We start from the raw sequence: 14,034 nt of genomic DNA, 5'->3' as shown, positions 1-14,034 counted from the left end.
TGTTCATAAACAAACGGACATGAAAAAACAGATCATCAATGCCTGCATCGTTACGATGAATTCCCAAATGGAGGTGGTAAAAAACGGCTTTATCGATATCGAAGGAGATGAAATCCTCCGTATAGGATCTATGAATGAACGCCAAACAAACAGCCCCGAAATAGAGATCACGGATGCGGCAGGAATGATTGTTATGCCCGGTTTCATTAACACTCATACCCATGTTCCCATGACCCTTTTGCGCGGATTTGCTGATGATCTTCCCTTGCACGAGTGGCTGACGGAACACATTTTTCCGGCAGAAGCTCGTCTCGTCACGCCCGAAAATGTTCGGATTGCCAGCCGGTTGGCTTTTATCGAGATGATCAAATCGGGTACGACTTGTTTCAACGACATGTACTTTTTTGAAGATATCATCGCGGAAGAGGCTAAAAAGGCAGGCATTCGGGGGGTAGTGGGAGAATCGCTTATCGATTTCCCGACAGCCAGCTTTAAAACAGTAGAAGAAGGACTCTCTCTTTGCGAACAATTGATACAAAAGTGGCAAAACGACAGCTTGATTCATCCTTCCGTTTGCGCTCACTCTCCTTATACCTGTTCCGAAAAGACACTGAAAAGCGGTAAGCGATTGGCAGACAAATACAATACGCTCTTACAGATTCATGTTTCGGAAACACGAAAAGAGGTGGAAGATATTAAAATCCGTACCGGAAAAACTCCGGGAGAATATCTCCATTCCATCGGATTATTGGACAAAAACGTCATTGCGGCCCACGGCGTGTGGCTGACCCCGAAAGAAACAGAATTATTCGCAAGCACACGTACTTCTATCGGGCATTGTCCCAAAAGCAACCTGAAATTAGCCAGCGGAATTGCCGATACGGACTCCTACCGGAAAGCAGGTGTCACGGTCGGAATCGGAACCGACGGCACCGCAAGTAACAACACCTTGGATATGGTGGAGGAGATGCGCTTCGCCGCCCTATTGCCTAAAGTAGTCCACTACAACCCGGAGGCAATCCAGGCCCGTACGGCCTTACAAATGGCAACCCTCAACGGGGCAAAGGCTCTGGGGTTAGACGGAATCACCGGTTCCATAGAGACAGGGAAAAAAGCGGATCTGATACTCGTGCATGCTAATGCCAGCAATATGATTCCCGTTTACGACGAATACTCCGCGATCGTCTATGCCATGAACAGCAAAAATATCCGTTATTCCATGGTAAACGGGGAATGGATCATGAAAAATCGGGAGGTATTGCATATCGATAAAGAAGAGACCTTAAAGGCAGTGAAACGAATTGCCTGCTCGTTTCGTCTTTCGTAAAAGGATTTGTATTTAAAAAATCCCTATCCTTTGAGCCTATTTTTTCCGATTCGTAAAAAGATTAGGACGGAAGCAAGTTATTTTCAATTTTCATCTTTCAATTTTCAATTAAATAGTTTAGCTTTGCAATCCTTATTTATAAAAGAAAAAGTTTATAAACAATATAAACACAAGAAGATATGGAAAATTTAAATTATGGCGGACTGGAAGAAGAGTATACAGCATACGATAAAGCCGAAATCGTAATATTACCCGTTCCCTATGACGGGACAAGTACTTGGATAAAAGGTGCCGATAAAGGTCCGGATGCACTTTTAGAAGCTTCTGCCAATATGGAGCTTTATGATATTGAAACAGATTCTGAAGTATATAGAAAAGGCATTGCAACCGTAGAGCCTGTCTCGGAAGCATCTTCTCCCGAAGCCATGTCTCAGGAAGTTGAACGCCGGGTAGATGCGATACTAAAAGACAAGAAATTTCCTGTCATCTTAGGAGGAGAACACTCCGTAAGTATCGGAGCTTTCCGGGCTTTTGCCAAACATTTCGATAAATTCTCGGTTTTACAACTCGACGCCCATTCGGACATGCGTAGCGAATACGAAGGTTCCACCCATAACCACGCCTGTGTTATGGCCAGGGCAAAAGAAGTCGCAACCATAGCCCAGGTTGGAATCAGAAGTTCTGCCATCGAAGAGAAAGAGAATATCATGCCGGACCGCATCTTCTATGCCCATGACTTACATGATGCCAAGGAAGGTAGTAACTGGATGTACATGGTTTCTCAAAAATTACACGACAACGTGTATATCACCATCGATCTCGACGTGTTCGACCCGGCCATCATGCCCTCTACCGGAACTCCAGAACCGGACGGACTTTATTACCGGGAAGTTCTGAATTTCCTGAAACTGATCAACGAGAGACATAATATCATCGGTATGGATGTTGTGGAACTATGCCCGAACGAGTCGAATAAAGCTCCCGATTTCTTGGCCAGCAAGCTGATTTATCAGATATTGAGCATGAAATACAACAACCAATAAAAGATTTATGATTAAGCGATTCCGTGATTTTACGACTAAAAAATCACCCGATCGTTCAATCAACTTCCAATTAAAAATATTGAGTCTATAAGGTCCTCATAATTGCACCTTTATATTTTTAAGATTAACAAAAATGGAAAAGAAAGATTTATTAAAAGACACCATCAAACACATCGACATCAAATCGTATGACTCAACGCAATTAATCGACGCGATGCGCGATATGTCATTCACCTCTCGCGATACCGCTCGTGCCGCCGATATCTTGATGAAAATGGTGAAAGAGAAAGAGTGTACTAATATTCTTACCATTGCCGGCAGCACCAGTGCCGCCGGATGTATGCAGGTATACGTGGACATGGTTCGCAACAAAATGGTCGACGTCGTGGTTTCTACCGGGGCCTCCATTATCGACATGGACCTTTTCGAGGCTCTTGGTTTCAAACACTATAAAGGTAGCCAGGACGTGCCGGATATGCAATTACGCGAACTTTACATTGACCGTATCTACGATACGTTCATCGATGAAGAAGAACTCCAGGCTTGCGACCATACGACTTACGAAATCGCCAACAATTTAGAGCCTCGTCCTTACTCTTCCCGAGAGTTCATCTGGGAAATCGGAAAATGGTTACACGAGGGACATGCCGTGAAAAAAGACAGCTTGATTCAAACATGCTACGAATGCGGAGTACCTATCTTCTGTCCTGCTTTTTCCGATTGTAGCGCCGGATTCGGCATCGGAAAACATCAATGGGAACACCCGGATAAACATGTTTCTATCGACTCCGTGAAAGATTTTATCGAATTGACCAAAATTAAAATCGAAGCAGGAACCACCGGTTTGTTCATGGTAGGCGGAGGTACTCCGAAAAATTTTGCACAGGACACGGTTGTATGTGCCGAAATCTTAGGTTATGAAGTACCCATGCATAAATACGCCATCCAAATCACCGTAGCCGATGTTCGGGACGGAGCCTGCTCTTCATCCACATTAAAAGAAGCTTGCTCCTGGGGTAAGGTGGATGTCACCTACGAACAAATGGTATATGCAGAAGGAACCACCGTCATTCCATTGATCGCCAGCTATATATATCACAGCAATGCATGGAAGGCAAGAGAATACAAAAACTGGAATAAACTATTCGTAAAATAAGTCATTAGCGATTTTTTACCATATAAAACTGTCCCTAATTTATTTTCGGGACAGTTTTTATTTCATCAAGTATTTTCCTTTTTAAGAAGAATCGATGGTTAACAACAAAAAAGAGTGACATCACTTTCATTTATCTTCCTCACTTCCGCATTATTTTTGTGCTGCTATTATTAAAAAGAATTGAATAAAAAAAGAAATACCCGTCTCTTCTTCCGGAATAACATATAATCGGTTACCTTCGTAACGACCAACATGTACAACCGAAAAATTATCCATATCGATATGGACGCCTTTTATGCATCCATCGAACAACGCGACCATCCGGAATACCGGGGAAAACCCGTTGTGGTAGGACGTCCGGAAGCCCGGGGAGTCATCGCTGCCGCCAGCTACGAAGCACGTCGGTACGGTATCCATTCGGCCATGTCCTCCATGAAGGCCCTAAAGCTTTGTCCGGACTTGATCTTTATTTCCTCCCGCATGGAGGTATATAAGGCCGTTTCCCGGGAAATCCATCAGATTTTCAGAAAATACACGGACCTGATCGAATCGCTTTCCATTGATGAAGCTTTTTTAGATGTAACCGAAAATAAAAAAGGTATCTTTCTGGCAGTCGACGTTGCCAAAGCAATCAAAAAAGAGATCAAAGAAAAATTAGGATTGATCGCATCGGCCGGAATCTCTTACAATAAATTTTTGGCAAAAATCGCCTCCGATTACCGGAAACCGGACGGTCTCTACACGATCCATCCGGACAGGGCACTCTCGTTTATCGCAAAGCTCCCTATTGAAGCTTTCTGGGGTATCGGAAAAGTCACAGCCCGAAAAATGCATGAGCTCGGAGTACATACGGGACAGGATTTACAATACTGTTCCCCGGAATTTCTGACACGCAATTTCGGAAAAGCGGGAACGCTCTACTACGATTTCGCTCACGGCATCGATCCCCGTCCCGTGGAACCGTTTAGAATCCGTAAATCGGTAGGATGCGAACAAACTTACGATAAAGACCTGACAACCCATACCGCTCTTATCATAGAGCTCTATCACATCACGAAAGAGCTCATCCGCCGATTGGAAAAAAATAACTTCAAAGGGCATACACTAACCTTAAAAGTGAAATTTCCCGATTTTACACAGAAAACCCGCAGCATCAGTTTAAGCAACGAATTGACTACTTTACAAGAGATTCTCCCTTTGGCGAAGAATTTATTGAACGAGTTGAAATTGGAGGACTACCGCATCCGCCTGTTAGGTTTATCCGTTTCCAATCCTTTTGACGGTTCATCCCCTCACCAACCTACACAACTTAGCTTTAATTTTAAATAATTACGAAAACATTTAGAGCGAATCTCCGTAAAAGAACACGAGAAACAACTACTCATTAACCGAAATGTAATAGAGTTGTCTTATTTATAAAAACAGAATCCACTACACTTGTAGTGGATTTCAAACTGAACTTAGACGTTTTTTTTCATAAATTTGTTATTGATACTGTAAGGTCCCTGCTGCGACAGCACGGACCTTTTTCTATTCGCCTAAATTATTCCAAATAAGTATATCCATACAGGCCGGAACGGTAATTAGATAAAAATTCCCGTCCTTCTTCCGCCGATATAATTCCTTTTTTTACGGAACTGGTAACCCAAACCTCTACAGTCCGCGCCATTCGTTTCGGCATAAATTGTACATATTCAAGCACGTCGGCTACCGTCTCTCCCTCGATGATCTTATCGATCACGTATTCGTCTCCCTTCACTTTAATATGCACGGCATTGGTGTCCCCGAAAAGATTATGCAGGTCTCCCAATATCTCCTGATAAGCTCCCACGAGGAAGACGCCAAAATAATAGGGTTCTTTCCCGTTCAACTCGTGCACGGGTAAATGATAGGAGAAATTACGGGTAGAGATAAAATTATCTATCTTGCCATCCGAATCACAAGTAATATCCTGTATCGTAGCCGATTTGGTCGGTTGCTCGTTCAACCGGGTAATCGGAATGATCGGGAATATCTGATCGATGGCCCAAGAGTCCGGTAAAGACTGGAACAGTGAAAAGTTACAAAAATACTTATCCGGCAAAAGTTTGGAAATCTTCTTCAATTCATCCGGAGCATGTTTCGTATTGACGGCCATGTCATACACGTCACGGGCTACCGACCAGAAAAGACGCTCCACCTGTGCTCTCGTCCGCAAATCTATCAGTCCTAAATTAAAGAGTCCCAAGGCATCCTCCCGGATCTGCATGGCATCGTGCCAGGTTTCAATCAAACGCGGCTGATTCAGGTTTTCCCACAAGTCGTAAAGTTCTTTTACCAATTCATGGGCATCCTCTGTTATCTCCTCGTTTTCGTCAAATTCGGGCAAGCTGGTACTGGCCAATGCTTCAAAGACCAACACCGAATGATGAGCCGTTAAAGAACGCCCCGATTCCGTAATAACATTGGGTTGTTTCAATTCATTCTTCTCGCAGGCATCTACAATCGCTGAAACCGCATCGTTTACATACTCTTGAATCGAATAGTTCATACTATTCCCACTCGTAGCCGAACGCGTCCCGTCATAGTCCACTCCCAAACCTCCGCCGATATCCACGAAATCGATATCGTATCCCATGGACTGCAATTGCACGTAAAACTGAGAAGCCTCCTTTAAAGCTGTCTTTATCCGGCGGATATTGGTTACCTGACTACCGATATGGAAATGGATCAGCTTAAGACAATCCATCAGTTTGTTCTTTTCCAAGATATCCAGGGCTTCGAGCAATTCACTCGAATTTACGCCGAACTTGCTGACATCGCCCCCGGACTCTTCCCATTTTCCACTTCCAGAACTTGCCAATTTAATCCGGATCCCGATATTGGGACGTATCTTCAATCGTTTGGCAATAGAGGCAATATTCCGAAGTTCGTTTAACTTTTCGACCACCAGGAATATATTCCGTCCCATCTTTTGGGCCAAAAGAGCCAATTCGATATAATTCTCATCCTTATAGCCATTACAAATGATCATGGCGTCATCATCGATATCAATAGACAATACCGCGTGTAATTCCGGTTTCGAACCGGCCTCCAATCCGATATTATACTTGGTCCCGTGACTTACAATCTCCTCCACCACCGGACGCATCTGATTCACCTTTATCGGGTAGATAATAAAATTCTTTCCCGTATAACCGTACTCTTTCGCCGCAGCCTCGAAACAATTCGAAATTTTCTCGATCCGGTTATCCAAAATATCCGGAAATCTTAATAATACAGGAGCCGACACGTCACGAACCTGAAGTTCTTCCATCAGTTCTTTCAAATCAATACGGGGCCCTCCCGTTTTAGGTGTCACCGTAACATGTCCTTTCTCGTTGATTGAAAAATAGTTCAGCCCCCAACCGTTGATATTGTACAGTTCGGCCGAATCGTCAATACTCCATTTTCTCATTTCTATGCAAGACCGTTTTAAGATTGATTGTTTGCGCAAATCTACAATATATTTTCAATATTAATATACTTTTCAGGCAGATTGTCAGCAGAATATTAGTTACAAATTTTAAATTGCAGATCGTATATTTAAAATTACAATTTAAGCCATCAGCAGCAAGAATAAAATAGTAGTAAAATACGACGATCCGTTTTTACAACAATCGGGGACGACACGACAGCCACCCAAAAGAAAAACACGCTGTAAGTCAGCGTGTTCATTTCTAACAGTCGGGATGACTGGACTCGAACCAGCGGCCTCCACGTCCCGAACGTGGCGCGCTACCAACTGCGCTACATCCCGTTTTCGTTTTGCGAGGGCAAAGATAATAAAAGTCTAAATTAAAATCACTATCTTTGTAGAAATTTTTACCGAATCATCAATTTTTCTTATAATGGACTCAATCAGACAAAATAAAGTAGGACGTTTAATTCAAAAAGACTTAAGCGAAATGTTTCAGAAGGAGTGTAAGGAGTATACCGTGGGAGCTATTTTATCCGTTACAGCCGTAAGAGTCAGTCCGGATTTATCCTACGCGAGGGTATACCTAAGCATCTTCCCTTCCGAATTGACGGAAAAGGTTCTGAACAGCTTAACGGAAAAAAATAAGAACATCCGTTTTATCCTCGGAAAAAAAATCGGTAAACAGATCCGCATCATTCCCGAACTGAGATTTTTCGTGGATGACAGTCTCGATTATATCGAAAAAATCGACGAACTTTTAAAATAATTTCGATACCTTCGAGTCGAGTCAAATCAAACAGTCGGCGAGGCTGAAACCCAAAGCTCTTTTTCATGAATTTATCGGTATTCATCGCACGGCGATACCTGTTTTCAAAAAAGAAGCAGAATGCCATCAATATTATCTCGATTATCAGCATGATCGGGGTAGCTATCGGTACGGCCGCCCTGATTGTCGTCCTCTCCGTTTTCAACGGGATCGACTTGCTTCTGACCGACGCTACCGATAGTTTTACCCCTGACATCACCTTGTCCCCGGTAAAAGGAAAATTTTTCAAAACGGACTCTTTACTGATAGAGACGTTGAAACACACGGAAGGAATTCGGTCCTACGATCCCGTCGTAGAAGAAAAGGCTTTGGTAAAGTACGGGAAAAAACTTATGCCCGTAACGGTGAAAGGAGTCGATAAAAATTACAACGAGCACACCGGGATAGACCACACGATCTCTACCGGGAAATACTCCTTAAAAGAAGGAGACAAATACACGGCCGTCCTCGGATATTCGATTGCCGCAACACTCAAGCTCAGAATCGGGCTAACGACACCCATGACCTTTTATTATCCGGACAAAAACTCCTCTTCGGCGGCATCGGCCCTGAACAGCGAGAATATTTTTCCGATAGCCCTGTTCTCCGCTCAACAGGACATTGACGGCAAATACGTCATCACGGACATCGATTTCGCCCGTAGACTTTTCATGGTACCGGGAGAGATCTCTCAAATCGAAATCAAACTAAACGATCCGGACCGGATCTCTAACATCAAAGCCGAACTCAAGAACGCCATTAACCAACAACAATACAAGGTCGAAGACAAATACGATACCAACCGTTCTTTCTACGCCATGATGAAATCGGAAAAGTTAGCCATCTTCCTGATCCTGCTCTTTATTCTTTTAATCGCCTCTTTCAATATCATCGGGTCCGTATCCATGCTGATCATCGACAAAAAAGAGGATATCGGCATATATCAAGCCCTTGGAATGAGCAGGGAAAAAATCATCTCCATATTCAAATTGGAAGGAAACCTGATTACCGGTATCGGAGCCCTTTTCGGACTTATCGTTGGTTCCTTACTCTGTTTGGGGCAGGAATATTTCGGATGGATTACTTTGGGTGAAGGAAATTACATGATCGATGCCTATCCCGTTAAACTGATAGGTCACGATATATTGATTATCCTGATCTCGGTTATTGCTATCGGTTACCTGGCATCACATTTTCCCGTAAAATACCTTATTCGTAAAATCGTTAAAAACTAATTCCATGAGACCTTATTTCTTTATCGGTTTGCTCTGTTTCCTATTCACCACAGCTTCCGTCCGCGGTTTAGGACAAACAAAAGAGACTCTTGTCCTGATCGAAACCAATATGGGGACGATGAAAGCCAAATTATACAACGACACGCCCATTCACCGGGATCATTTTATCAGACTGGCTAAAGCCGGGCATTATGACGGGACCCTTTTTTACAGAACGATCAAAAACTTTATCATTCAAGGAGGTTCTTCCGACAGCAGGAATGCCGTTCCCGGACAAGTTATCGGATTCGGAAAAGGAGTTATTATCGACGCGGAGATAAAACCGAACCATTACCATAAAAAAGGGGCTTTAGCAGCACCCCGTCAACCGGACCGGGTCAATTTCTTCAAAGAATCGGATATCTCCCAATTTTATATCGTACAAGGGAAAAAATATACTCCCGAGGAGTTAAAGAAAATAGAAAACGCCGCGAACGTTCCGATTAAAAAAGCCATCCAACAGAAATATTTCACGAAAGAAAAAAAAGCTATTTTAGACACGTTGCGCGCACAGAAAAAAGTGGCGGAATTTCGGGAAATCGCTGAAAAAATAAAAACGGACATTGCTTTCGAGTGGAATCTGAATACCGACAAAATCCACATGCCGGAAGATAAGATCGAGGCATACACGACCTTGGGCGGTGTCCATCATTTGGATAAAGAGTATACGGTATTCGGAGAGGTTATCGAAGGCTTGGATGTCATCGACCGTATTGCCGCCTTAAAGACGGACAAGCAAGACCGTCCGCTTACAGATGTAAAAATCATCCGCGTAAAAATCATCGAGTAATGATACCACGTAAACAAACCCTGCTATTTAGAAATATCATTTGGGCTCTCGTCATATTTATTCTATGTGCCATGCCCTCCGAGTCGGTTCCCGATCCGCATTTAAACATCCCGCATTTAGACAAGGTCGTACATTTCGGTATGTTTTTTATCATGGCCATTTTTTTATGCAGTGAACTGCATTATCAAACCAGAATACGTACCCATACTATCTTTTGGATAACCGTGATATTCAGTTTTATCTACGGCGGACTGATCGAGATTTTACAGATGACTTATTTCCAACGCGGAGGAGAGTGGGGCGATCTGCTGGCAGACGTATTGGGTGCTGTTGCCGGTTGTTTGCTTTATCCCGCGGTTAAAAGACAAAAAGACAAATTATTATCCCGAATCAAAAACAAGTTCTGATTGTACCCCTCGACAATAGAGCATTTGGAATTCTCCCCCCATTCGAATAAATTTGTTCCTTGTTTTGAATTTATACCCGTGAAAAAGACCGGAACAAAAGAAGAGTTTTATTCGGATGTATATCAAACCGTAAAAGAGATACCTCCTGGCTTTGTAAGTACTTACGGACAGATTGCCCGCCTGGCCGGACAACCGCAATATTCCAGACTGGTAGGACGGGCAATGTCTCATGCCCCTGCCTACTTAAATTTACCCTGTCACCGGGTTGTAAACAGCCAAGGGCGCACAGTTCCGGGATGGACGGAACAAAGGAAATTGCTTCTATCGGAAAATATCACCTTCAAATCGAACGGATGTGTCGATTTAAAAAGACATCTTTGGAGATTATTTTAAGAACACGAACCATGACAGAAAAAGAAAAAATGCTGACCGGAAAGATGTATATCGCCTCCGGGAAAGAGTTGACGGCCGAACGATTACACGCGAGAGAACTTTTGCTCGAATTCAATACTACGCCTCCCCGCGAACTGGAAAAACGGAGCGTTATCCTGAAGCGATTATTAGGAAAGACCGGAACGCAATATTACATAGAACCTCCCTTCCGGTGCGACTACGGCTACAACATTACCATCGGAGAAAACTTTTATGCCAATTATAACTGTACTATTTTGGATTGCGCCGAGGTTAAAATAGGAGATCATGTCCTTTTGGGCCCCAACGTATCCCTTTTTACAGCCGGACACCCGTTAGAAGCAACCGAAAGAAGCAAAGGTCTGGAATACGCTTATCCCATCACGATCGGTAATAACGTATGGATCGGAGGAGGAACCATTATCAATCCGGGTATTACGATCGGGGACAACAGCATCATCGGATCAGGCAGTATCGTCACTAAAAATATTCCGGCAAATGTAATTGCCGCAGGTAATCCTTGCAGGATCATCCGGCAACTCGGTGAAAACGACGAGGATAAAACGCAAACACGTTAAAAGCGGAGATCCCTCATAAAAATAACCCGCGATAGTGGAAAATAGAAAACTCTTTTTTTTTAACTTTGTCCTCCAAGGATTTCAAAATTAGAGAAGATGTTAGACAAGATTAAACAACTCTGCGCCGAAATCGGCAGTTTTAGAGCAAGCCACCTTGAAGAAGTGGAACAATTCAGGATTAAACATTTAAGCAAGAAGGGAACGATTGCCGCTCTTTTTGATGACTTCAAAAATGTACCTGTAGAGCAGAAGAAAGAGATAGGACAGGCTTTGAATGAGCTAAAAACGACCGCCATAGCCAAGGTGAACGAGTTGAAGGAGACGCTCTCCAACGTTCAGGAGGGCAAAAGCGACATCGATCTGACCATGCCGGGAGATCCTCTTAAATTAGGAACCCGCCATCCGCTCTCTATCGTAAAAAACGAGATTCTGTCTATCTTTAATAGATTAGGTTTTACCATATCCGAAGGACCGGAGATCGAAGACGATTGGCACAATTTTTCAGCCCTGAACTTCCCGGAAGAACATCCGGCCCGCGATATGCAGGATACCTTTTTCATCCAGAAGAATCCGGATTTGGTATTGCATACCCATACCTCGTCCGTTCAGGTACGGGACATGGAAACCCATGAATTACCGATTCGTTTGGTGACGCCGGGTCGCGTGTTCCGTAACGAAGCGATCTCCGCGCGGGCTCACTGCATCTTTCACCAGATCGAGGCCCTTTATATCGATGAAAACGTATCGTTTGCCGATCTGAAACAGACTCTAACCTATTTCGCAAAGGAGTTGTTCGGACCGGAGACCCAAATCCGTCTGAGGCCCTCCTACTTCCCTTTCACGGAACCCTCGGCCGAGATGGATGTATCTTGTACCCTATGTCACGGAAAAGGATGTAACGTGTGTAAAGGAACAGGATGGTTAGAAATATTAGGCTGCGGGATGGTCGATCCCAATGTATTGGAATTAAACGGGATAGATAAAGACAAATATACCGGATTCGCTTTAGGAATGGGTATCGAACGCATCTCCATGTTAAAGTACGGTATCAAAGACCTGCGTCTTTTCTTTGAAAACGATATCCGGTTTTTAGAACAATTTTCCGCCGCGGGAATCTAACTCGATTCCATGATGTTGTGATTAAGGGATTCTGTGATTGAAACTTCTACAATCGCCGAATCGCTTAATTCTTTAATCGTAAAATATATGAACATACTTTTTTGTATCATTTTTTTCTTTTGCTGTCAGCCATGTAATCCGTTGCAACCGGAGGATCAGGCCGTACTGGATCGTTTCTTTGAATACGCGGGAAAACATCAACTCTCGCGTCTCTCACTTCAGGAACGAATCGTAAAAACAGGTGAATTTTTTTTGAATACCCCTTACCGGGGAGGCACTCTCGAAGGAAAAGAAAAAGAGCAATTGGTGGTGAATCTGCGGCAGTTGGACTGCGTCACCTTCGTAGACAACGTCATGGCCCTCGCCCTGTTAAAACAATACGATGCAGAAGCTTGTAAGGAATTTTTATCCAATCTGCAAAAGATCAGATACAGAAACTGTAAAATATCGAATTATACCTCCCGGTTACACTATTCTACGGACTGGCTTTACGAAATGCAACGGATCGGACTCGTCTCGGACGTAACGAAATCAAACGGGGGGATTCCGTTTCCGAACAAAGTCGGCTTTATCTCCCTGAATTACCGGAAATATCCGGCATTGACGAAAGACACCGTCTTACTCCCCGAAATTTCACGAATCGAAAAAAATATCAATGCAAGAAACTATTTTTATATCCCTAAAAATCAAGTAAATGAAAAAGCCGGACAAATTCAAAACGGAGATATTATACTGATCACGACGAATAAAAAAGGACTTGATACTTCACACGTGGGAATCGCCGTTGAAAAGGACGGAAATATCTATCTTTTACACGCCTCTCTTACCTCCCGGAAAGTAATCCTTTCCGATATTCCCCTCTCCCACTATTTAAGTCAGATTCCTTCTCATACGGGCATTATGATCGCTCGTCCTTTAAATGTTAACTTAAATTAACACCGATACGCCCGAACAAATTCTATATTTGGTCAAATTTTTGTAATAAAATTCTCAAAGAGTCAACCAAATGATCGGTTTTCACGTAATTATCCCATATTACTAAAACCGAGAGGTTCTCCCAACATGTATAACCTAAAAAGAGAAAATATGAAAAAACTAATTATCGGAACATTTCTTTTAATAACGTTTGCTTTCTTAAGCGGATGCGGAAGCAGAAACATTACCCGTGTAAATTCAAACGAAACCATCGATTTAAGCGGAAGATGGAATGACACGGATTCCCGGTTAGTATCGGAAGAAATGGTTGCCGATCTACTTACCGCCCCCTGGCCTGCCAAATACACGAAAGATACGGGAAAACGCCCTGTTATTGTTGTCGGATTGATCGAAAACAAGAGTCACGAACACATCAATTCCGAAACATTTATCAAAGACATTGAAAAAGCCGTTATCCGGGACGGGAACATCCGTCTTGTGGTTGCCGGAGAGAAACGAAACGAACTCCGGAAAGAACGGGCCGAACAACAAGATTATTCAGCTCCCGAGACCATCAAAAAATGGGGTCGCGAATTAGGAGCCGACTTTATTCTTCAGGGAACCATCAACAGCATCGTTGATTCCTATAAAAAACAAAAGGTAGTGATGTATCAAATAGACCTGCAACTGACCAATATCGAAACCAATGAAGTGGTTTGGATGGGTGATAAGAAAATAAAGAAGCAGATCAAAGACCGGGTACTTTAAAG

General features: G+C 43.2%; 14 protein-coding genes and 1 tRNA gene. 13 read left to right on the top strand and 2 right to left on the bottom strand.

The window, feature by feature from the left end:
• Window positions 1-19 precede the first annotated feature (19 nt).
• From DMB45_RS03995 to dinB, 4 genes are all read left to right on the top strand, one after another.
• Window positions 20-1,327, top strand: a complete 1,308-nt coding sequence (locus DMB45_RS03995; protein ID WP_041503270.1) for an amidohydrolase family protein — start codon at window positions 20-22, stop codon at window positions 1,325-1,327.
• Window positions 1,328-1,506: 179 nt separating this feature from the next.
• On the top strand, window positions 1,507-2,370 hold the full coding sequence (speB, locus tag DMB45_RS03985) for an agmatinase (RefSeq protein WP_041503268.1): 864 nt from the start codon (window positions 1,507-1,509) through the stop codon (window positions 2,368-2,370).
• A gap of 133 nt (window positions 2,371-2,503) precedes the next feature.
• A complete protein-coding gene (locus DMB45_RS03980) occupies window positions 2,504-3,526 on the top strand; it encodes a 1,9-bis(guanidino)-5-aza-nonane synthase (protein ID WP_041503267.1) in 1,023 nt (340 codons plus the stop codon).
• Window positions 3,527-3,778: 252 nt separating this feature from the next.
• Window positions 3,779-4,855 carry a DNA polymerase IV gene (dinB, locus tag DMB45_RS03975; RefSeq protein WP_082027540.1) on the top strand — a complete coding sequence of 359 codons (1,077 nt, stop codon included), beginning with the start codon at window positions 3,779-3,781 and terminating at the stop codon, window positions 4,853-4,855.
• 214 nt (window positions 4,856-5,069) lie between these two features.
• Here dinB and speA read toward each other — a convergent pair whose 3' ends face one another.
• Together speA and DMB45_RS03965 are read right to left on the bottom strand one after the other, a co-directional pair.
• On the bottom strand, window positions 5,070-6,962 hold the full coding sequence (speA, locus tag DMB45_RS03970; protein WP_041503265.1) for a biosynthetic arginine decarboxylase: 1,893 nt from the start codon (window positions 6,960-6,962) through the stop codon (window positions 5,070-5,072).
• 269 nt (window positions 6,963-7,231) lie between these two features.
• Window positions 7,232-7,304: transfer RNA gene (locus DMB45_RS03965), tRNA-Pro, on the bottom strand.
• Between the two features lie 91 nt (window positions 7,305-7,395).
• Between DMB45_RS03965 and rbfA the strand changes: the two genes are divergently transcribed.
• The 9 genes from rbfA to DMB45_RS03920 all read left to right on the top strand — a co-directional run bounded on the left by rbfA (window position 7,396) and on the right by DMB45_RS03920 (window position 14,032).
• Complete coding sequence (gene rbfA / locus DMB45_RS03960) at window positions 7,396-7,731, top strand: 30S ribosome-binding factor RbfA (protein ID WP_041503264.1); 336 nt, start codon at window positions 7,396-7,398, stop codon at window positions 7,729-7,731.
• Between the two features lie 65 nt (window positions 7,732-7,796).
• A complete protein-coding gene (locus DMB45_RS03955; RefSeq protein WP_041505244.1) occupies window positions 7,797-9,005 on the top strand; it encodes an ABC transporter permease in 1,209 nt (402 codons plus the stop codon).
• A 4-nt stretch (window positions 9,006-9,009) separates the two neighbouring features.
• Window positions 9,010-9,834 (top strand): peptidylprolyl isomerase, encoded by an 825-nt coding sequence (locus DMB45_RS03950; protein WP_052649402.1) that lies wholly within the window; start codon window positions 9,010-9,012, stop codon window positions 9,832-9,834.
• The gene (locus DMB45_RS03945) at window positions 9,834-10,241 is read left to right on the top strand and encodes a VanZ family protein (RefSeq protein ID WP_041503262.1); all 408 of its coding nucleotides are present in this window, start codon (window positions 9,834-9,836) and stop codon (window positions 10,239-10,241) included. The genes DMB45_RS03950 and DMB45_RS03945 overlap by 1 nt, the downstream gene beginning before the upstream one ends.
• 78 nt (window positions 10,242-10,319) lie before the next feature.
• Window positions 10,320-10,634: an MGMT family protein gene (locus tag DMB45_RS03940; RefSeq protein WP_041503489.1), complete on the top strand. Its 315-nt coding sequence runs from the start codon at window positions 10,320-10,322 to the stop codon at window positions 10,632-10,634.
• A gap of 11 nt (window positions 10,635-10,645) precedes the next feature.
• Entirely contained in the window at window positions 10,646-11,230 is a 585-nt protein-coding gene (locus tag DMB45_RS03935) for a sugar O-acetyltransferase (RefSeq protein WP_041505325.1), read from the top strand.
• A gap of 96 nt (window positions 11,231-11,326) precedes the next feature.
• Complete coding sequence (pheS, locus tag DMB45_RS03930; protein WP_041503260.1) at window positions 11,327-12,349, top strand: phenylalanine--tRNA ligase subunit alpha; 1,023 nt, start codon at window positions 11,327-11,329, stop codon at window positions 12,347-12,349.
• Window positions 12,350-12,436: 87 nt separating this feature from the next.
• Entirely contained in the window at window positions 12,437-13,285 is an 849-nt protein-coding gene (locus DMB45_RS03925) for an N-acetylmuramoyl-L-alanine amidase-like domain-containing protein (protein WP_041505245.1), read from the top strand.
• Window positions 13,286-13,435: 150 nt separating this feature from the next.
• Window positions 13,436-14,032, top strand: a complete 597-nt coding sequence (locus DMB45_RS03920; protein WP_041503258.1) for a penicillin-binding protein activator LpoB — start codon at window positions 13,436-13,438, stop codon at window positions 14,030-14,032.
• Window positions 14,033-14,034: the final 2 nt, after the last annotated feature.

This window comes from Sanguibacteroides justesenii, from assembly GCF_003204205.1.
Lineage (GTDB): Bacteria > Bacteroidota > Bacteroidia > Bacteroidales > Marinifilaceae > Gabonibacter > Gabonibacter massiliensis.
This window is presented reverse-complemented; position numbering and strand designations above follow the sequence as displayed.

What these genes read in the sequence shown, in the direction of transcription:
- DMB45_RS03995 (WP_041503270.1), top strand. Translation starts at nt 20, where the DNA reads ATGAAAAAACAGATCATCAATGCCTGCATCGTTACGATGAATTCCCAA.
- speB (WP_041503268.1), top strand. Translation starts at nt 1,507, where the DNA reads ATGGAAAATTTAAATTATGGCGGACTGGAAGAAGAGTATACAGCATAC.
- DMB45_RS03980 (WP_041503267.1), top strand. Translation starts at nt 2,504, where the DNA reads ATGGAAAAGAAAGATTTATTAAAAGACACCATCAAACACATCGACATC.
- dinB (WP_082027540.1), top strand. Translation starts at nt 3,779, where the DNA reads ATGTACAACCGAAAAATTATCCATATCGATATGGACGCCTTTTATGCA.
- speA (WP_041503265.1), bottom strand. Translation starts at nt 6,962, where the DNA reads ATGAGAAAATGGAGTATTGACGATTCGGCCGAACTGTACAATATCAAC.
- rbfA (WP_041503264.1), top strand. Translation starts at nt 7,396, where the DNA reads ATGGACTCAATCAGACAAAATAAAGTAGGACGTTTAATTCAAAAAGAC.
- DMB45_RS03955 (WP_041505244.1), top strand. Translation starts at nt 7,797, where the DNA reads ATGAATTTATCGGTATTCATCGCACGGCGATACCTGTTTTCAAAAAAG.
- DMB45_RS03950 (WP_052649402.1), top strand. Translation starts at nt 9,010, where the DNA reads ATGAGACCTTATTTCTTTATCGGTTTGCTCTGTTTCCTATTCACCACA.
- DMB45_RS03945 (WP_041503262.1), top strand. Translation starts at nt 9,834, where the DNA reads ATGATACCACGTAAACAAACCCTGCTATTTAGAAATATCATTTGGGCT.
- DMB45_RS03935 (WP_041505325.1), top strand. Translation starts at nt 10,646, where the DNA reads ATGACAGAAAAAGAAAAAATGCTGACCGGAAAGATGTATATCGCCTCC.
- pheS (WP_041503260.1), top strand. Translation starts at nt 11,327, where the DNA reads ATGTTAGACAAGATTAAACAACTCTGCGCCGAAATCGGCAGTTTTAGA.
- DMB45_RS03925 (WP_041505245.1), top strand. Translation starts at nt 12,437, where the DNA reads ATGAACATACTTTTTTGTATCATTTTTTTCTTTTGCTGTCAGCCATGT.
- DMB45_RS03920 (WP_041503258.1), top strand. Translation starts at nt 13,436, where the DNA reads ATGAAAAAACTAATTATCGGAACATTTCTTTTAATAACGTTTGCTTTC.